General features: G+C 70.4%; 15 protein-coding genes. All 15 read left to right on the top strand.

Translation table 11 applies throughout. From position 1 onward, the window contains the following. Window positions 1–24: 24 nt before the first annotated feature. The 15 genes from ACVN90_RS08810 (at window position 25) to gmk (ending at window position 18824) form a co-directional block, all read left to right on the top strand. Entirely contained in the window at window positions 25–1860 is a 1836-nt protein-coding gene (locus ACVN90_RS08810) for a TIM barrel protein (protein WP_475101749.1), read from the top strand. After that, window positions 1857–2315, top strand: coding sequence for a type II 3-dehydroquinate dehydratase (gene aroQ / locus ACVN90_RS08805; RefSeq protein ID WP_475101748.1), 459 nt, complete (start codon window positions 1857–1859; stop codon window positions 2313–2315). The genes ACVN90_RS08810 and aroQ overlap by 4 nt, the downstream gene beginning before the upstream one ends. A 118-nt stretch (window positions 2316–2433) precedes the next feature. Further along, on the top strand, window positions 2434–2994 hold the full coding sequence (efp, locus tag ACVN90_RS08800; RefSeq protein ID WP_376006277.1) for an elongation factor P: 561 nt from the start codon (window positions 2434–2436) through the stop codon (window positions 2992–2994). Window positions 2995–2997: 3 nt separating this feature from the next. After that, the gene (gene nusB, locus ACVN90_RS08795) at window positions 2998–3408 is read left to right on the top strand and encodes a transcription antitermination factor NusB (RefSeq protein ID WP_475101747.1); all 411 of its coding nucleotides are present in this window, start codon (window positions 2998–3000) and stop codon (window positions 3406–3408) included. A gap of 52 nt (window positions 3409–3460) precedes the next feature. Continuing rightward, window positions 3461–6733, top strand: a complete 3273-nt coding sequence (locus tag ACVN90_RS08790; protein ID WP_475101746.1) for a DEAD/DEAH box helicase — start codon at window positions 3461–3463, stop codon at window positions 6731–6733. A gap of 107 nt (window positions 6734–6840) precedes the next feature. Continuing rightward, window positions 6841–8418 (top strand): Rieske 2Fe-2S domain-containing protein, encoded by a 1578-nt coding sequence (locus ACVN90_RS08785; RefSeq protein ID WP_475101745.1) that lies wholly within the window; start codon window positions 6841–6843, stop codon window positions 8416–8418. Between the two features lie 174 nt (window positions 8419–8592). Beyond that, a complete protein-coding gene (locus ACVN90_RS08780; protein ID WP_475101744.1) occupies window positions 8593–9126 on the top strand; it encodes a DoxX family protein in 534 nt (177 codons plus the stop codon). A gap of 124 nt (window positions 9127–9250) precedes the next feature. After that, the gene (gene pyrR / locus ACVN90_RS08775) at window positions 9251–9781 is read left to right on the top strand and encodes a bifunctional pyr operon transcriptional regulator/uracil phosphoribosyltransferase PyrR (protein WP_475101743.1); all 531 of its coding nucleotides are present in this window, start codon (window positions 9251–9253) and stop codon (window positions 9779–9781) included. Beyond that, complete coding sequence (locus ACVN90_RS08770) at window positions 9778–10785, top strand: aspartate carbamoyltransferase catalytic subunit (RefSeq protein WP_475101742.1); 1008 nt, start codon at window positions 9778–9780, stop codon at window positions 10783–10785. The genes pyrR and ACVN90_RS08770 overlap by 4 nt, the downstream gene beginning before the upstream one ends. After that, window positions 10782–12092, top strand: a complete 1311-nt coding sequence (locus tag ACVN90_RS08765; RefSeq protein ID WP_475101741.1) for a dihydroorotase — start codon at window positions 10782–10784, stop codon at window positions 12090–12092. Before ACVN90_RS08770 ends, ACVN90_RS08765 begins: the two co-directional genes overlap by 4 nt. Continuing rightward, entirely contained in the window at window positions 12089–12598 is a 510-nt protein-coding gene (locus tag ACVN90_RS08760; RefSeq protein ID WP_475101740.1) for a PH-like domain-containing protein, read from the top strand. Before ACVN90_RS08765 ends, ACVN90_RS08760 begins: the two co-directional genes overlap by 4 nt. Next, window positions 12595–13752 carry a glutamine-hydrolyzing carbamoyl-phosphate synthase small subunit gene (gene carA / locus ACVN90_RS08755; RefSeq protein WP_475101739.1) on the top strand — a complete coding sequence of 386 codons (1158 nt, stop codon included), beginning with the start codon at window positions 12595–12597 and terminating at the stop codon, window positions 13750–13752. Before ACVN90_RS08760 ends, carA begins: the two co-directional genes overlap by 4 nt. Next, window positions 13752–17039, top strand: coding sequence for a carbamoyl-phosphate synthase large subunit (gene carB, locus ACVN90_RS08750; RefSeq protein WP_475101738.1), 3288 nt, complete (start codon window positions 13752–13754; stop codon window positions 17037–17039). Before carA ends, carB begins: the two co-directional genes overlap by 1 nt. Beyond that, window positions 17036–17869 (top strand): orotidine-5'-phosphate decarboxylase, encoded by an 834-nt coding sequence (gene pyrF, locus ACVN90_RS08745; protein ID WP_475101737.1) that lies wholly within the window; start codon window positions 17036–17038, stop codon window positions 17867–17869. The genes carB and pyrF overlap by 4 nt, the downstream gene beginning before the upstream one ends. Window position 17870: 1 nt before the next feature. After that, complete coding sequence (gmk, locus tag ACVN90_RS08740; RefSeq protein WP_475101736.1) at window positions 17871–18824, top strand: guanylate kinase; 954 nt, start codon at window positions 17871–17873, stop codon at window positions 18822–18824. The last annotated feature ends 66 nt before the right edge of the window (window positions 18825–18890 follow it).

Here is an 18890-nt window from a genome sequence, read left to right as displayed (position 1 = left end):
TACCAACTGGTACATTGTGACGCCATGAGGACCTCCATCGCGACGGTGTGCATGAGCGGAACCCTCGTCGAGAAGCTCCACGCGGCAGCCGCGGCGGGTTTCGACGGCGTCGAGATCTTCGAGCCCGACCTCGTGTCGGCGCCGGAGAGCCCTGAGGAGATCCGCGCGCTCGCGGAGCGCCTCGCGCTGACCCTGGACCTGTATCAGCCGATGCGCGACGTCGAGGGCGTCGACGAGGAGGCGTTCCAGGACGTGCTGCGGCGCGCGAACGCGAAGTTCTCCCTCATGCGGCGGATGGGCATCGATGTCGTCCTGTGCTGCAGCAACGTCGCGACAGCGACGATCGACGACGACGCGGTGTCGGCATCCCAGCTGCGCCGGCTCGGCGATCTCGCGCAGGAACACGGCGTCCGGATCGCCTTCGAGGCACTGGCCTGGGGGAAGTTCGTCGACGACTACCGTCGCGCATGGCGGATCGTGCAGCTCGCGGACCATCCCGCGGTCGGCATCTGCCTCGATTCCTTCCACATCCTGTCGCGGGGCCACGATCCGCAGGCGATCGAAGACATCCCGGGCGACCGCATCTTCTTCCTGCAGCTCGCCGATGCTCCCGCGCTCTCGATGGACGTCCTCTCGTGGAGCCGCCACCACCGTCTCTTTCCCGGTGAGGGGAGCTTCGATCTCACGCGGTTCCTCACCCATGTCCTGCGCGCCGGCTACGACGGCCCGGTCTCCCTCGAGGTCTTCAACGACACCTTCCGACAGGTCGACGTGCGAGGGACCGCGGTCCACGCGCGCCGGTCTCTGCGCTGGCTCGAAGACGCCGTCGCACGGGAGTTCGGGCCCGCCGCGCCCGCCGAACTCGATACGCTCGCCGACAGCGGGACGCCCCTCGGGTTCGATTTCGTCGAGATCAAGGCCGAGGACACCTCGAGCATCGAGGCGCTCCTCGCGACGGTCGGATTCACCCCGCGCGGCAAGCACCGCACGAAGCCCGTCACGCTGTGGACGGCCGGCGACGCCCGCGTCGTGCTCAACGAGCAGCACGCCCGCGACCTCGATCCGCACATCGCGGCGGTCGGGTTCGACGTTGCGGATGCCGCCGCGCTCACCGCGCGCGCCGCCGAGCTGGGAACACCGTTCGCCTACCGGCGCACGTACGCGGGGGAGCAGCTGCTCGACGGCGCGACCGCGCCCGACGGCACCGAGGTCTTCTGGTCGTCGCGTGGCACCGAGATCGAACCGTCGTGGGCCGCCGAGTTCGAGCACGGCTCACCCCTGCGCGACACCCCCATCACGGCCGTCGACCACGTGAGTCTCGGCCAGCCCTGGCAGGTCGCCGACGAGGCGGTCCTCTTCTTCTCCTCGGTGCTCTCACTTCCGACGGCGAGCTCGACGGAAGTGGCGAGCCCTCAGGGCCTCGTGCAGAGCCGCGTCATCCAGTCTGCGGACGGCTCCATCCGCATCCCCCTCAACGTGTCGCCGCCGATCCTGTCGGGCCGGCCCGGGGCGTCGCCCCAGCACGTCGCCTTCGCGTGCGACGACATCGTCGCGCTCGCGCGCGCCGCCAAGGCGAAGGGGCTCCGGCCGCTGGCCATCCCGCGCAACTACTACGAGGACCTCGCGGCGCGGTTCGACCTCGACGACGACCTCCTCGCGACGCTCCGGGAGCTCGACCTCGTCTTCGATCGCGACGCGGAGGGCGAGTACCTGCACTTCTACACCGCGACGGTCGGCGACCTGTTCTGCGAGTTCGTCGAGCGCCGCGGCCGGTACAACGGCTATGGCGCCGGGAACGCGCCCGTCAGGCTCTCGGCGCAGCGAGCGGGCGCCGCGCGCGCTGATATCGTGCGAGCATGACCGCCCCTCGCCGCCTGCTGCTCGTCAACGGCCCCAATCTGAACCTCCTGGGCACCCGAGAGCCCGAGATCTACGGCACCGCGACGCTCGCCGATGTCGTTCGCCTGGCGACGGATGCTGCCGCCCGGCGCGGCTTCGAGGTGCGGGCCGTGCAGAGCAACCACGAGGGAGTGCTCCTCGACGCGATCCACGACGCGCGCCAGGACTGCGCCGGCATCGTCATCAATCCCGGCGGCCTGACCCACACGTCCGTGGTGCTCCGTGACGCACTCTCGGGCGTCGGGCTGCCGGTGGCCGAGGTGCACATCTCGGACGTGATGGCGCGCGAGGAGTTCCGCCACCACTCCTATGTCGCCGACGTCGCCGTGATCCATGTGATCGGCGAGGGCGTCCCCGGCTACGAGACGGCTGTCGCACGCCTCATCGACATCATCACCGGGCAGGCCGAGGGCTGACGAATCGGCCGGGGACCAGGCATCCCGTAGAATCGAACGTCGGCAGGTCCGACCCCTGAGCTCGTTCACGGGGGAGCGTCCGCCTCCACGCACTTCAACGAAACGGATTCCTACCCTCATGGCCTCCACCGCAGACATCAAGAACGGCGTCGTCCTCTCGATCGACGGCCAGCTCTGGAACGTCATCGAGTTCCAGCACGTCAAGCCGGGCAAGGGCGGCGCCTTCGTCCGCACGAAGCTGAAGAACGTCGTCTCGGGCAAGGTCGTCGACCGCACCTACAACGCCGGCGCGAAGATCGACATCGAGAACGTCGACCGCCGCGACTTCACGTACCTCTACAACGACGGCGACAACTTCGTCTTCATGGACGTCGCGGACTACGACCAGCTCAACGTCGGTGCCGCCACCGTCGGCGATGCCGCCCACTTCCTGCTCGAGAACCAGCAGGTGCAGATCGCGCTCAACAACGGCAACCCGCTGTACGTCGAGCTCCCGGCATCCGTCATCCTCGAGATCACGTACACCGAGCCGGGCCTCCAGGGCGACCGCTCGTCGGCCGGCACCAAGCCTGCGACCGTCGAGACCGGCTACGAGATCCAGGTGCCGCTGTTCGTCGAGACCGGCACCAAGGTCAAGGTCGACACCCGCACGGGCGAGTACCTCGGTCGCGAGAAGTAAGGCGTGAGCGCCCGTACGAAGGCGCGCAAGCGCGCGCTCGACATCCTGTTCCAGGCGGACGTGCGCGGCGACGCGCCCGCGACGGTGCTCGCGGCCGAGGCGAAGCGCGCGGCGAACGAGCCGGCGCGTCAGGCCTCGTGGCTCTACGCGCGTGAGATCGTCGACGGCGTGATCGACAACCAGGACGCCATCGACGAGCAGATCACGACGTTCGCGAAGGACTGGACGCTCGCCCGCATGCCCGCGGTCGACCGTGCGGTGCTGCGCATCGGCACGTGGGAGATCCTCTTCAACGACGAGGTGCCCACGGCGGTCGCGATCGACGAGGCCGTCGAGCTGGTGAAGGAGTTCTCGTCCGACGAGTCGGGGCCCTTCGTCCACGGCGTCCTCGCCCGCATCGCCCGCGCGAGCTGACGACGAGCGGGCGCCCGTCCGGGCGTCGGCGGGAGCGGGCAGGATGGATGCCGTGACCCCGCCGTCCGCCGGACCCCCTCCGTTCGTCGACCCCGGGCACATCCGGCGGTTCGCCGACAGCGGCACGTACGAGCGCGGTGTCGGGTACTTCGCCGATGGCGCCGTCGAACGCGTCGAGTGGGACCCGCTGACCTCCGTCATCGAGGCTGTCGTCGCCGGCAGCGGCGGACGCACGTACCGCTGCCGCGTGAGGCTCGACCCGCAGCGCGCCGACCATCCCATCGCGGCGACCTCCTGCACGTGCCCGGTCCAGTTCGACTGCAAGCACACGGTCGCGACGCTGCTCGCGAGCAACCGGCTCGCGGCCGCCGCGCCTGCGCCCGACCGCGCGTCGTCGTGGCGCGACGTGTTCGTACCCTCGGCGACGACGGAACGCGCCCGGACCCCGCTCGCCCTCGGCATCGAGCTCCGGCAGCGCATCCGCCGCGGCGCGTCCACGTGGGCGCCGGCGCGCGTCGAGGCGGCGACGCCGCGCGGACTGCACCAGCACGGTGCCGACGTGCTCGTCGGCCTTCGCCCGCTCGAGCGCTCGGCTCGTTCCGACGCGTGGATCAAGGGCGGCGTCTCATGGGACGCGCTGCGCCGGCCGACCACAGCCTTCGACCCCGCGCAGGCGCGCTGGTTCGCGGAGCTCCACAGCATCGGGCGTGACGTCCGCTCGTTCGGCGCCTTCTCCGACGTGTCGGAATGGCTCACGCTCGACGACATCGAGTCGAGCCTGCTCTGGCCGCACCTCGCGGGCGCGGCGGAACGCGGCATCCCGTTCGTCCCGACCAAACGCACCACCACCGTCGCGCTGGCGGCATCGGCGACCGTCTCCGTGGGCGCGCATCGCACCGGCCGTGGGCTCGAGATCACGCCCATCGTCACGATCGACGGCGAGCGGACGGATGCTGCGGCCCTCCGCCCCGTCGGACGCACCGGTGTATACCGGTTCGCGGTGGACCGCGAGCGCATCGACCTCGTGCTCGCCGCCGTCGCCCTGCCCGACCCCGTGCCCGCGCTCCTCACGGCGCGCGAGGCGGTCGTGGTGCCGGGCGCGGAGGCCGAGGAATTCGTCCGCGATCACCTGCCCCGGATCGCGCGCCGGATCGAGATCGACGCGCCCGGGCTCGACATCGCGCCGCCGCCGCGGCCCGAGCTGGTCGCGCGCGTGCATTTCGAGCCGAATCACCGGCTGGTCTACACGCTGTCGTGGCGCTACGGAGTCGGCGACCTCCTCGGGCTCGACTCCACCGGCGACGATCGCGATCCGGCGGCCGAGGCGGCGATCCGCGGCCGCGTCGAGTCGCTGTGGCATGACCACGCACCCGTGGACTTCGCCTCCGCCGACACGCTGACGGGCCTCGACGCGGCCGAGTTCGCGTCCCGGCTGCTGCCGCTGCTCGAGGCCGACGCCGACGTCCGCGTCGAGATCTCGGGAGAGCGACCGCAGTACCGCGAGCTCGGCGGCGACCCGCGCATCGACATCACCACGGTCGAGACGAACGACGCCGACTGGTTCGACCTGGGGGTCGTCGTGACGATCGACGGCCGCCGCATCCCGTTCGGCACCCTGTTCACGGCGCTCTCGCGCGGCCGCAAGAAGATCCTCCTGAGCGACGGCGCCTACTTCTCGCTGTCGCATCCGTCGCTGCAGCGCCTGCGCGACCTGATCGACGAGGCCGGCGAGCTCGACGAGTGGGAGACGGGGCCGCGCATCAGCCGCTACCAGACCGCGCTCTGGGCGGACTTCGAGGACCTCGCCGACGAAGCGCAGCCCGCGGTGTCGTGGCACGCGACCGTCGCGGCGCTGCGCGACGCGGACGGAGTGCCCTCCGCTCCGTTGCCGTCGGGACTCGATGCCGAGCTGAGGCCCTACCAGCGCGTCGGCTTCGACTGGCTCGCGTTCCTGTGGGAGCACCGGCTCGGCGGGATCCTCGCCGACGACATGGGCCTGGGCAAGACGCTGCAGCTGCTCGCACTCGTCGCCCACGCGCGCGAGCACGGCGAGCGGCGGCCGTTCCTCGTGGTGGCGCCGACGTCGGTGCTCTCGACGTGGCGCAGCGAGGCTGCGCGCTTCACGCCGGGTCTGCGGGTGGCGGTGATCGACGCGACGCGCGCCAAGCGCGGAACGACGGTGACGGATGCTGCCGCCTCGGCCGACATCGTCGTCACGTCGTACACGCTGCTCCGGCTCGACGAGCGCGAGTTCGGTGCCGTCACGTGGGCGGGGCTGATCCTCGACGAGGCGCAGTTCGTGAAGAACAGCCAGACCAAGGCGTACCGGGCCGCGCGCGACCTGTCGGCAGACGTGGTGTTCGCCGTCACCGGCACGCCCCTCGAGAACAGCCTCACCGAGCTGTGGGCGCTGCTGTCGCTGACCGCGCCCGGACTGTTCGCCTCGAGCCGACGGTTCCGCGAGGAGTACGTCGGGCCGATCGAGAAGGGCAAGGTGCCCGATAACCAGGAGGGCGGCGCGTATCGCGCCGGCCGCCTCGCGCGGCTGCGACGCCGCATCCGTCCGCTCGTGCTGCGGCGCACGAAGGAGCTGGTGGCCGCCGATCTCCCCGCCAAGCAGGAGCAGGAGGTGCGCATCGAGCTGGGCGCCGCTCACCGCGCGCTCTACGACACCGTGCTGCAGCGAGAGCGCCAGAAGGTGCTCGGGCTCCTCGAAGATCTCGACCGCAACCGATTCATCGTGTTCCGGTCGCTGACGCTCCTGCGCATGCTGAGCCTGGCGCCCGAGCTGGTGGACCCCGCGCACGCGGGCATCGCTCCCAGCAAGCTCGCCGCGCTGTTCGAGCAGCTCGACGAATCGCTGGCCGAGGGGCACCGCGCGCTCGTGTTCAGCCAGTTCACGTCGTTCCTGGGTCTGGTCGCGAAGCAGCTCGAGGCACGCGGCATCCCTTACGCGTACCTCGACGGATCGACGCGCGACCGCGATGCCGCCGTCGCCGCCTTCCGCGGGGGAGAGGCACCCGTGTTCCTGATCAGCCTCAAGGCGGGCGGGTTCGGCCTGACGCTGACCGAGGCGGACTACGTTTTCCTGCTCGACCCGTGGTGGAACCCCGCAGCCGAAGCGCAAGCGGTCGACCGCGCGCACCGCATCGGTCAGCACCGGAGCGTGATGGTCTACCGCCTCATCGCGAACGGCACGATCGAGGAGAAGGTCATGGCGCTGCAGCAGCGCAAGGCGCGGCTCTTCCGTTCGGTGATGGACGACGACGCGCTGTTCGGACAGGCGCTCACCGCCGACGACATCCGCGGGCTGTTCGAGGAGTGACGCCACCGCCGGTCCCGCTCGAGCGGATCCGGTTTTGCACGGCGGGCGATCCGGTCCACCCGGCGGGCCTCGCCTAGACTCGTCTGGTTCGACAGGAGGGCAACCCCATGCGCATCACGGGCCTCGGCCACGCCGGAATGTTCATCGAGACGGCGGGAGGAAGCATCCTCTGCGACCCGGTGATCGGGCCGACCTTCTTCGGGTCGTGGTTCCCGTTCCCCGACAACCGGGCGCTCGACTGGGCGAAGTACGGCAAGGCCGACTTCCTGTACATCTCCCACCGCCACCGCGACCACTTCGACCCGGCGCTCATGCACAAGCACGTGCCGAAAAGCATCAAGGTCCTCCTGCCGGACTATCCGACCGACGACCTCGAGCAGGACCTGCGGGGGCTCGGCTACGACAACATCGTCTACACGCAGGCCGGCGTGCCGCTGGAATTCGGCGACCTCAAGATCATGGTGACGCCGCTGCGCGCTCCCAGTGATGGTCCGATCGGCGACTCGTCGCTGAGCGTCGACGACGGCACCGCGAGCATCCTGAACCAGAACGACTCGCATCCGCTCGACCTCGAGAAGCTGATGTCGTTCTCGAAGCCCGAGGCGTACTTCACGCAGGTGTCCGGCGCGATCTGGTGGCCGATGGTCTACGACCTGCCGCAGGACGCCAAGCAGAACTTCGCGAAGCTCAAGCGCGACGCGCAGAACAAGCGCGCCATGTACTACATCGACAAGGTCGACGCCGAACACGTCTTCCCCATGGCGGGGCCGCCGATGTTCCTCCGCGAGGAGCTCTTCAGATACAACGGCTACGGGCTCGACGACGACGCCATCTTCACCGACCAGCGCCAGTTCCTCGCGCACATGGCGGAACTGCGTCCCGAGCAGAAGGGCTACGAGTTCGTGCCGGGCACGGTCGTGGAGCTGAACGGCGGCGAGATCTCGGTGACCCAGACGCTCTACACGCAGGCCGAGATCGACCGGATCTTCGACGACAAGTGGGCGTACCTCGCCGAGCAGCGCGATGCGCGCCAGGACGAGGTGCGCGCCGAGGAGGCGACCCGCGCCGCGGTGCTGCCGCCCGCCGAGATGCTCGCCGCGATCAAGGAGTGGTGGGAGCCGCTGCTGCGACGGGCCCGCACGATCCGGGGCGGCGTGGGCGGCGTGGTGCGCTTCCGCATCGGCGAACTCGACATGGTCGTGGACTTCCCTAAGGCGAAGGTGCGCGAGTACGCCGAAGGCGACGAGTGCATCTACTGGTACACGATCCCCGCGGACCTCGTCTCGACCAACATCGCCGACCACGAGATCGACTGGTCGAACTCGATCTTCCTGTCGATGCAGTTCGAGGTCGGGCGCAGCGGCAAGTTCAACGAGTTCCTCACGACTTTCCTCAAGTGCCTCTCGCGCGACCGCATCGAATACGTCGAGAACTGGTACGCCGAGCAGACCGACCAGACCGAGGACGCCCAGCTCGGCGAGTGGATCGTGCAGCGCCGCTGCCCCCACCTGCGTGCCGACCTCACGAAGACCGGGAAGATCGAGGACGGCGTGCTCACGTGCTCGCTGCACGACTGGAAGTGGGACCTCGCGAGCGGGAAGTGCCTCACGAGCCAGGGGCACCCGATCCGGGCCTCCCAGGCCGAGGACGACCTGTACCGCGCGGCGACGAGCCCTGCGGCCTGATGAACCTGGAACGCCGAGTTGTTGTAGATCCTCTACAACAACTCGGCGTTCTGCTCGCGGGACTTGTGTGGAGTCGACGCTGATCCGACGCGGTTCGTATCACCCCGCGCCCCCGGTGGGTCCTGATCACCGTGCCTGCGATCGCGGGCGATCAGAACCCGAAGGAATCACGCCATGACCACCGTTCCCATCCACGGCGCCGGCGGCGTCGTGCCCACCTCGACCCGTCGCCCCCACATCCTGCGCGCCGCGATCGCCTTCGAGGCACGCGCCGAGGCCGGGCTGAAGGCCTCGCTGCAGCGCTGGAGCATTCCCGCGCTGCGCGTCGCACTCGGCGCGGTCTTCGCCGTGTTCGGCGTCCTCAAATTCTTCCCCGGTATCAGCCCCGTCGAGGCGCTCGTGAGCGCCACGTGGGAGAAGCTCACGTTCGGCCTCGTGAGCGGCCAGGCCGCTCTCGTCGCGACCGCGGTGATCGAGGTGGCAGCCGGTGCGCTCCTCATCGCCGGCGGGGCTTTCGCCCGCATCGGGCTCGTGGTGCTCGCGCTCGCGTTCGTGGGCATCCTGTCGCCGATCGTGCTCCTGCCCGCGGAGGTCTTCGGTCCGGTCGGACCGACGCTCACCGGCCAGTACATCTTCAAGAACGTCGTGCTGATCGCGGCAGCGCTCGTCGTCGCGTCCCGCGTGCTGCGCGGACCCGCGCGCCGCTGACCGGCGGCGCACGACGCGGCGAAGGCCGGACCCGGTTCGGGTCCGGCCTTCGCCGTGTCGTAGACTGGACGACGATCACAGCAACCTTTAACACCGTCCCGTGAGGCGGAGAAGGGAGCGGCGGATGAGCACGCGCACCGTGCTGCACGAGGCCGACATCGCCCGGGCTTTGACTCGGATCTCCCACGAGATCCTCGAGTCCAACAAAGGCCCTGAAGGACTGGTCCTCCTCGGCATCCCCACTCGCGGCGTCACCCTCGCCCACCGCGTCGGCACACTCATCGCCCAGTTCGGCGGCGCCCCCGTCCCGGTCGGATCGCTCGACGTCACGATGTACCGCGACGACCTGCACCGCAATCCGACCCGCGCGCCGCAGCCGACGCAGATCCCTGCCGGAGGCATCGACGGCAAGGTCGTCGTGCTCGTGGACGACGTGCTCTTCTCGGGTCGCAGCATCCGTGCCGCTCTCGACGCCCTGCAGGACATCGGCCGTCCCGCCGCCGTGCGGCTGGCGACGCTGGTCGACCGCGGGCACCGCGAGCTGCCCATCCGGCCGGACTTCGTCGGCAAGAACCTGCCCAGCGCCCGCGACGAGCGCGTGAACGTGCGCCTCGCTGAGAACGACGGCGTCGAGGAGGTGACGATCGAGTCATGAGGCACCTGCTCGACACCCAGACCCTCGCCCGCGAGGACGCCCTGCGCATCCTCGACGTCGCCGAAGACATGGCCGACACGCAGCAGCGCGAGGTCAAGAAGCTCCCGACGCTGCGCGGCAAGACTGTCGTCAACCTCTTCTTCGAGGACTCCACGCGCACCCGCATCTCGTTCGAGGCGGCCGCGAAGCGCCTGTCGGCCGACGTCATCAACTTCTCCGCGAAGGGCTCCAGCGTCTCGAAGGGCGAATCCCTCCAGGACACCGCGCAGACCCTGCAGGCGATGGGCGCAGACGCCGTCGTCATCCGCCACGGGGCATCCGGAGCACCGCGCACCCTCGCCACCAGCGGCTGGATCAGCGCGGGCGTCGTCAACGCGGGCGACGGAACCCACGAGCACCCGACGCAGGCGCTCCTGGACGCCTTCACCATCCGCAAGCGCCGGTTCGGCGGCGACAGCCGCGGCCGCGACCTCGCCGGGGTCAAGGTCACCATCGTCGGCGACGTGCTGCACTCGCGGGTCGCGCGATCGAACGTGTGGCTGCTGAACACGCTCGGCGCGAGCGTCACCCTGGTGTCGCCGCCCACCCTCGTGCCGCAGGACATGACCAACTGGCCGGTCGAGGTGCGATACGACCTCGACGAGGCGATCGCGGAGGGTCCCGACGCGCTCATGATGCTGCGCATCCAGCTGGAGCGCATGAACGCGGTGTATTTCCCCACTGAACGGGAGTATTCGCGCCGCTGGGGCCTGGACGCCCGCCGACTTCAGGCACTGGGAGCGGATAGCATTGTCATGCACCCCGGACCCATGAACCGGGGCCTGGAGATCTCCGCAGAAGCCGCTGATTCGCCGCGCTCGACCGTGCTCGAGCAGGTGACCAACGGCGTCTCGGTGCGCATGGCCGCGCTGTACCTGCTGCTGGCGGGCGCGGAGCGCACCCCGACCGAGAACCCGACGGCGGCGGATGCCCCGGACGGCACAGAGAAGGAGAACACCCGATGAGCGAGACCCTTCTCTTCCGCGGAGCACTCGTCGAAGGATCGACCGCTGCCGACGTCCTCGTCGAGGACGGCGTCATCGCCGCCATCGGCCCCGACATCAGCCGCGCCGGCGCGACAGAGGTCGACGTCGACGGCCTGGTGCTCCTTCCCGGCCTGGTCGACCTCCACACGCATCTGCGCGAGCCCGGGTACGAGGCATCCGAGACGATCCTCACCGGATCGCGCGCCGCAGCGGCCGGCGGGTACACCGCCGTGTTCGCGATGCCCAACACGTCCCCGGTCGCCGACACCGCGGGCGTCGTCGAGCAGGAGCTCGCGCTCGGCGAGGCCGCCGGCTTCGTCACCGTCCAGCCCATCGGCGCCGTCACCGTGGGCCAGAAGGGCGAACGGCTCGCCGAGCTCGGCGCCATGGCCGACTCACGCGCCCGTGTGCGCGTCTTCAGCGACGACGGCTTCTGCGTGTGGGACCCGCTCATCATGCGGCGAGCGCTCGAGTACGTGAAGGCGTTCGACGGCGTCATCGCGCAGCACGCACAGGACCCGCGCCTCACCGAGGGCGCGCAGATGAACGAGGGCGCCGTCTCGGCAGAGCTCGGTCTCGCGGGCTGGCCCGCGGTCGCCGAGGAGTCGATCATCGCCCGCGACGTGCTCCTCGCCGAGCACGTCGGCTCGCGCCTGCACGTCTGCCACCTCTCCACCGCCGGGTCGGTCGAGATCATCCGCTGGGCCAAGCGCCGCGGCGTGAACGTGACCGCCGAGGTCACGCCGCACCACCTGCTCCTCACCGACGAGCTGGTGCGCGACTACGACGCCCGTTTCAAGGTGAACCCGCCCCTGCGCCGCGAGGAGGACGTGCTCGCCGTGCGCGAGGGTCTCGCCGACGGCACGATCGACATCGTCGCGACCGACCACGCGCCGCACCCCGCCGAGGCGAAGGCGTGCGAGTGGCACGCGGCCGCGAACGGCATGGTCGGCCTCGAGAGCGCGCTGCGGGTCGTGCAGCAGTCGATGATCGACACCGGGCTCATCACGTGGGGGGACGTCGCCCGCGTCATGTCGCGCGAGCCCGCCCGCATTGGGCGCCTCGCCGGCCATGGCACCCCGCTCACGGAGGGCCAGCCCGCATCGCTCGCGTTCTATGACCCGTCGCCGCGCCGCACCTTCACCACCGACGACCTGCGGGGCCGCAGCGTGAACTCGCCGTACCTCGGCCGCGAGCTCCCGGGCGACGTCCGCTGGACCCTGCACCAGGGCACCGTCACGGTCGCCGACGGCGCGCTCCTCGACACGCCGGGAGTGCGCGCATGACCCGCGAGGGCGCCCTCGGCGTCATCGTCGCGGTCACCATCGCGCTGCTCGGGGTGCTGGTGTGGGCCTGGTGGCGACGAACGCGGCGCGACGCGGCGCTGGTCGCGCCCGTCGGCGAGATCCCCGCCGGAGCGGCGACGCTCTCGGCGTTCCCGACGCTCTACGTCGCGACCACGCGCCACGGCGACCCGCTCGAGCGCCTCGCCATCGGCGGTCTCGCATTCCGTTCGCGCTCGGACGTGACGGTCACCGACGCCGGTGTCGCCCTCGACTTGACGGGCAAGCCGCGGGTGTTCCTCGCGGCCGACCGCATCGAGGACGTCGCGCAGGCGACGGTCGCGATCGACCGCGTGGTCGAGCCCGACGGCCTCGTGCGCCTCGCGTGGCGCCTCGACGACGGCACCGTCGTCGACTCCTATCTCCGACCCCAGGATGCCTCGGCCCGCGCTCTCGCGGACGCCGTGGCCGGCATCCTTCCCCCGACCCAGACGGGAACCGACGCATGACCTCCCTGTTCCAGACCGACCCGGCAGTCCTCGTGCTCGAGGACGGGACCCGCCACGTCGGACGCGCCTACGGCGCCCTCGGCACCACCATCGGCGAAGTCGTCTTCGCCACCGGCATGACCGGCTACCAGGAGACGCTGACCGATCCCTCATACGCGGGCCAGATCGTGCTGCAGACGGCACCCCACATCGGCAACACCGGCATGAACGACGAGGACCCCGAGTCCCGGCGCATCTGGGTGTCGGGCTACATCGTGCGCGACCCCTCCCGCGTGGTGTCGAACTGGCGCGCCGACGAGTCGCTCGACGACGCGCTGGTGAACGACGGCGTCATCGGCATCAGCGGCATCGACACGCGCGCGGTCACGCGGCACATCCGCTCGGCCGGCAGCATGCGCGGCGCGATCTTCTCGGGCGAGGCCGCTCGGATCGACCCCGACGAGCAGCTGCGTCTCGTGCGCGAGGCACCCGAGATGGCGGGCCAGAACCTCTCCGCCCAGGTGTCGGTCGCCGCCGCGGAGGTCACGCCGGCCCAGGGCGAGCGCATCGGCAACCTCGCGGTGCTCGACCTCGGCGTGAAGCAGGCGACGGTCGACAACCTCGCCGCCCGCGGCTTCGAGGTGCACGTGCTCCCGCAGGACGTCACCATCGACGGCATCCGCGCGATCGACCCGGTCGCGGTGTTCTACTCGAACGGTCCCGGCGACCCGGCGGCATCCGGCGACCACGTCGACCTGCTGCGCGGCGTGCTCGACGACGGCCTGCCGTTCTTCGGCATCTGCTTCGGCAACCAGCTGCTCGGCCGCGCGCTCGGCCTCGGCACCTACAAGCTCCCGTTCGGGCACCGCGGCATCAACCAGCCCGTGCTCGACAAGGCGACAGGGCGCGTCGAGATCACCGCGCACAACCACGGCTTCGCCGTCGACGCCCCCGTCGAGGGCGAGTTCGACAGCCCGAACGGCTACGGCAAGGTCGAGGTCAGCCACGTCGGCCTCAACGACCGGGTGGTCGAGGGCCTGCGCGCGCTCGACATCCCGGCCTTCTCGGTGCAGTACCACCCCGAGGCCGCCGCCGGTCCTCACGATGCCAACTACCTGTTCGACCGCTTCCGCGACCTCGTGGTCGCGAACCTCGAGAAGAAGGCCGCGAAGTAATGCCCAAGCGCGACGACATCAACTCCGTCCTGGTCATCGGCTCCGGGCCGATCGTCATCGGCCAGGCGTGCGAGTTCGACTACTCGGGCACGCAGGCCTGCCGCGTGCTCCGGGAGGAGGGCGTGCGCGTCATCCTCGTGAACTCGAACCCGGCCACGATCATGACCGACCCGGACTTCGCCGACGCGACCTACATCGAGCCCATCAACTGGCGCGTGATCGAGACGATCATCGCGAAGGAGAAGCCCGACGCGATCCTGCCGACGCTCGGCGGCCAGACGGCCCTCAACGCCGCGATCGACCTGCACAAGCACGGCATCCTCGAGAAGTACGACGTCGAGCTCATCGGCGCCGACTTCGAGGCGATCAACAAGGGCGAAGACCGCCAGATCTTCAAGGAGCTCGTGCTCGCGGCGGGCGCCGATGTCGCAGCATCCGTCATCTGCCACACCATGGACGAACTGCTCGCCGGCGCCGAGAAGCTCGGCTACCCGCTCGTCGTGCGCCCGTCGTTCACGATGGGCGGTCTCGGATCGGGCTTCGCGTACGACGAGGAGGACCTGCGTCGCATCGGCGGCGCCGGCCTGCACGACTCGCCGACGAACGAGGTGCTGCTCGAGGAGTCGATCCTCGGGTGGAAGGAGTACGAGCTCGAGCTCATGCGCGACACCGCCGACAACACGGTCGTCGTCTGCTCCATCGAGAACGTCGACCCGGTGGGCGTCCACACCGGCGATTCGATCACGGTCGCCCCGGCGCTCACGCTCACCGACCGCGAATACCAGAAGCTGCGCGACATCGGCATCGACATCATCCGCGCGGTGGGCGTCGACACCGGCGGCTGCAACATCCAGTTCGCGGTCGACCCGACCAACGGGCGCATCATCGTCATCGAGATGAACCCGCGCGTGTCGCGCTCGTCGGCGCTCGCCTCGAAGGCGACGGGCTTCCCGATCGCGAAGATCGCCGCGAAGCTCGCCATCGGCTACCGCCTCGACGAGATCCCCAACGACATCACCAAGGTGACGCCCGCGAGCTTCGAGCCGACGCTCGACTACGTCGTCGTCAAGGTGCCGCGCTTCAACTTCGAGAAATTCCCGGCCGCCGACACCACCCTCACCACCACCATGAAGTCCGTGGGCGAGGCGATGGCGATCGGCCGCAACTACGCCACGGCGCTGCAGAAGGCGCTGCGCTCACTCGAGAAGCGCGGGTCGAGCTTCCACTGGGGCGACGAGCCGCGTTCGGTGGAGGAGCTCCTCGAGATCGCCAAGACCCCGACCGACGGCCGCATCGTCGTGCTGCAGCAGGCGCTGCGCAAGGGCGCGACGATCGAGCAGGCGTTCGAAGCCACCAAGATCGACCCGTGGTTCCTCGACCAGATCGTCCTGATCAACGAGGTCGCCGACTTCGTCGCCAAGGCGGGGGAGTTGGATGCCGCCACCCTCCGCATCGCGAAGGAGCACGGCTTCAGCGACGCCCAGGTCGCACAGCTGCGCGGTGACAGCGAGGCGCAGGTGCGCGGCATCCGTCACGGTCTCGGGATCCGTCCCGTCTACAAGACGGTCGACACCTGCGCGGGGGAGTTCCCGGCGCTGACGCCCTACCACTACTCGAGCTACGACTTCGAGACCGAGGTGACGCCGTCCCAGCGCACGAAGGTCGTCATCATCGGCTCGGGCCCGAACCGCATCGGACAGGGCGTCGAGTTCGACTACTCCTGCGTGCACGCGTCGTTCGCGCTGTCGGACGCGGGCTACGAGACGGTCATGGTCAACTGCAACCCCGAGACGGTGTCGACCGACTACGACACCTCGGACCGCCTGTACTTCGAGCCGCTCACGCTCGAGGACGTCCTCGAGGTGCTGCACGCCGAGGCGCAGTCGGGGAAGATCCTCGGCGTCATCTGCCAGCTCGGCGGCCAGACGCCGCTCGGCCTCGCCAAGGGCATCGAGGAGGCCGGCTACACGATCCTCGGCACCAAGCCCGCCGCGATCGACCTGGCCGAGGAGCGCGAGCTCTTCTCGCGCCTGCTCGACGACGCCGGACTCGTCGCGCCGCGCAACGGCACCGCGATCGACGTCGAGGGCGCCGTCGCCGTCGCCGAGGAGATCGGCTACCCGGTGCTGGTCCGCCCGAGCTTCGTGCTCGGCGGCCGGGGCATGGAGATCGTCTACTCGACCGAGGCGCTGCGGGACTACTTCGTGCGCGTCGCGGGCGAGGCGATCATCGGACCCGGGCTGCCGCTGCTCGTGGACCGCTTCCTCGACGACGCCATCGAGCTCGACGTGGACGCGCTGTACGACGGCGACGAGCTGTACATCGGCGGCGTCATGGAGCACCTCGAGGAAGCCGGCATCCACTCCGGCGACTCGTCGTGCACGCTGCCGCCGGTGAGCCTCGGCCGCACCGACATCGACCGCGTGCGCGAGGCGACGCGCGCCATCGGCGAGGGCGTCGGCGTACGCGGCCTGCTCAACGTGCAGTTCGCGATCTCGGCCGGCGTGCTCTACGTCATCGAGGCGAACCCGCGCGCGAGCCGCACCGTGCCGTTCGTGTCGAAGGCTCTCGGCATCCCGCTTGCGAAGGCCGCGTCGCGCATCATGGCCGGAGCCACCATCGCCGAACTGAAGGCCGAGGGGCTGCTGCCCGAGCAGGACGGCTCGCGCGTGCCGCTGGACGCCCCCGTCGCCGTCAAGGAGGCGGTGCTGCCCTTCAAGCGGTTCCGCACGCGCGACGGCCAGACCGTCGACTCGGTGCTCGGCCCGGAGATGCGCTCGACCGGCGAGGTCATGGGCATCGACCGCGACTTCCCGACCGCGTTCGCGAAGTCGCAGGAGGCCGCTTACGGCGGCATGCCCCAGTCGGGCACCGTGTTCATCTCGGTCGCCGATGCCGACAAGCGCGCCGTGATCCTCCCGGCCCACCGCCTGCAGGAGCTCGGCTTCGACCTCGTCGCGACCGAGGGCACCGCCGAGATCCTCTCGCGCAACGGCATCGACGTGCGCGTCGTGGGCAAGTACTCCGAGACGCAGGACTCGGGCGACACCAACATCGTCGACCTCATCAACGCCGGCGAGATCGACATCGTCGTGAACACGCCGTCCGGCGGCGCCACCCGCGCCGACGGCTACGAGATCCGCGCCGCGGCCGTCGCAGGCGACAAGGCGCTCTTCACCACGATGGCGGTCCTCGGCGCCGCGGTGAGCGCGCTGCCGGTGCTGCGCAACGGCTTCGACGTCAAGAGCCTGCAGGAGTACGCCGCCGATCGACAGGGAGCTGCATGACCTCATTCGGAGAACGCGTCCGCGCCGGGATGGCGACGCACGGTCAGCTGTGCGTCGGCATCGATCCGCACGCCCACCTGCTGGCCGAGTGGGGATTGGATGCCTCGGCCGCCGGTGTGCGCGAATTCGGCCTGCGCGTGGTCGAGGCCGCGGCAGGCCGGGTCGCCGTGGTCAAGCCGCAGGTCTCGTTCTTCGAGGTGCACGGCTCGGCGGGCTTCGCCGCCCTCGAGGACGTGCTCGCGGCGGCGCGTGACGCCGGACTCCTCGTGATCGCGGACGCCAAGCGGGGCGACATCGGCACCACGATGGACGCGTACGCGCAGGCGTGGCTCACGCCGGGCTCGCCGCTCGAGGCCGACGCGCTCACCGTGAACCCGTTCCTCGGGGTCGGCGCCCTCGACAGCACGTTCGACCTCGCGCTGCGCCACGGCAAGGGCGCGTTCGTGCTCGCCGCGACGAGCAACCCCGAGGCGCTCGGGCTGCAGCGCGCACACCACGTGGACGGCGACACGGTCTCGGCCGGCATCGTGCGCGAGGTCTCCGAACGCAACGCGCGCACCACGCCCGACGGCGAATGGGGGAGCGTCGGCTTCGTCATCGGCGGCACGGTGGACTGGCCGGATGCCGGCCTCCGGGATTTCTCCCCGGTGGCGCCGATCCTGGGCCCGGGCTTCGGCCACCAGGGCGCGGAACCGCGTCATCTCGGTGAGCGCTTCGGCGTCCTGCAGGAAGCGGTGGTAGCGTCTGAGAGCCGCAGCATCCTGGCTGCCGGACCCGACCGGCTCGCCGCGCGCATATCCGAGCGCGCCCTTCTCTACCGTGGTGATTGAAATGCCCGATTCGCGAACCCTTTATCAGGAATCCCCTGATGAGGCCCCGGCCCACGCCCCCGGCACGCAGGGGAGGCCTCCTGAGGTCGACCGCGTCGCCGCGTCGCGCCGTGCCGTCGCCGCCCGCCGCGAACGCGCCGCCCTCAAGAAGGACGTCGCGATGCGGGTCATCACACCGCAGGAGCTGCTGCGCCGCGCCCTCGCCGAGCCCACCTCACCGGCCGGTGCGATGCGCGTACCCGAGTTCCTCACCGCGATCCCGGCGATCGGCGAGGGCAAGCGCGACCGCATCCTGCAGGACCTCGAGATCTCGCCCGTCAAGCGCCTGGGCGGCCTCGGCTCGCGCCAGCGCGAGGACCTGCGCGACTTCCTCGACGCGCGGTGGCCCGAGGCCGAGCCCCGTGCCGGCCGCAGCCGCCTCGTCGTGCTCGCCGGTCCCACCGCGGTCGGGAAGGGCACCGTCGCCGCGCACATCAAGGACCACCACCCCGAGATCCTGCTGTCGGTGTCGGCGACGACGCGCGCGCCGCGTCCCGGTGAGGTCGACGGCGAGCACTACTTCTTCGTCGACGACGCCGAGTTCGACCGCATGATCGCCGACGGCGAGCTGCTCGAGCACGCCACCGTCCACAACGCGTACCGCTACGGCACCCCGCGCGGCCCCATCGAGAAGGCCCTCGCCGAGGGGCGCACGGTGCTCCTCGAGATCGACCTGCAGGGCGCGCGCCAGGTGCGGGACGCAGACCCGTCGGCCACCCTCGTGTTCCTCCTGCCGCCGAGCTGGGACGAGCTCGTGCAGCGTCTCGTCGGACGCGGCACCGAGGACGCCGCCGAGCGCGCCCGGCGCCTGCGCACCGCGAAGACCGAACTGGCCTCGCAGGGCGAGTTCGACTACCGCGTCGTGAACGACGACGTCGCCCACGCGGCCGACGAGGTCGCCCGCCTCGCGCGCTGAGCTCCGCCCGTCACGTAGAATAGTGGGATGCCTCGGCACCCCGAGGCCCCGCAGACTCTCTTTTCC

This window comes from Microbacterium sp. F01 (assembly GCF_056156365.1).
The sequence above is the reverse complement of the archived record's forward strand: the minus strand, read 5'-3'. Positions and strand labels throughout refer to the sequence as shown.

What these genes read in the sequence shown, in the direction of transcription:
- ACVN90_RS08810 (WP_475101749.1), top strand. Translation starts at nt 25, where the DNA reads ATGAGGACCTCCATCGCGACGGTGTGCATGAGCGGAACCCTCGTCGAG.
- aroQ (WP_475101748.1), top strand. Translation starts at nt 1,857, where the DNA reads ATGACCGCCCCTCGCCGCCTGCTGCTCGTCAACGGCCCCAATCTGAAC.
- efp (WP_376006277.1), top strand. Translation starts at nt 2,434, where the DNA reads ATGGCCTCCACCGCAGACATCAAGAACGGCGTCGTCCTCTCGATCGAC.
- ACVN90_RS08785 (WP_475101745.1), top strand. Translation starts at nt 6,841, where the DNA reads ATGCGCATCACGGGCCTCGGCCACGCCGGAATGTTCATCGAGACGGCG.
- ACVN90_RS08780 (WP_475101744.1), top strand. Translation starts at nt 8,593, where the DNA reads ATGACCACCGTTCCCATCCACGGCGCCGGCGGCGTCGTGCCCACCTCG.
- pyrR (WP_475101743.1), top strand. Translation starts at nt 9,251, where the DNA reads ATGAGCACGCGCACCGTGCTGCACGAGGCCGACATCGCCCGGGCTTTG.
- ACVN90_RS08770 (WP_475101742.1), top strand. Translation starts at nt 9,778, where the DNA reads ATGAGGCACCTGCTCGACACCCAGACCCTCGCCCGCGAGGACGCCCTG.
- ACVN90_RS08765 (WP_475101741.1), top strand. Translation starts at nt 10,782, where the DNA reads ATGAGCGAGACCCTTCTCTTCCGCGGAGCACTCGTCGAAGGATCGACC.
- ACVN90_RS08760 (WP_475101740.1), top strand. Translation starts at nt 12,089, where the DNA reads ATGACCCGCGAGGGCGCCCTCGGCGTCATCGTCGCGGTCACCATCGCG.
- carA (WP_475101739.1), top strand. Translation starts at nt 12,595, where the DNA reads ATGACCTCCCTGTTCCAGACCGACCCGGCAGTCCTCGTGCTCGAGGAC.
- carB (WP_475101738.1), top strand. Translation starts at nt 13,752, where the DNA reads ATGCCCAAGCGCGACGACATCAACTCCGTCCTGGTCATCGGCTCCGGG.
- pyrF (WP_475101737.1), top strand. Translation starts at nt 17,036, where the DNA reads ATGACCTCATTCGGAGAACGCGTCCGCGCCGGGATGGCGACGCACGGT.
- gmk (WP_475101736.1), top strand. Translation starts at nt 17,871, where the DNA reads ATGCCCGATTCGCGAACCCTTTATCAGGAATCCCCTGATGAGGCCCCG.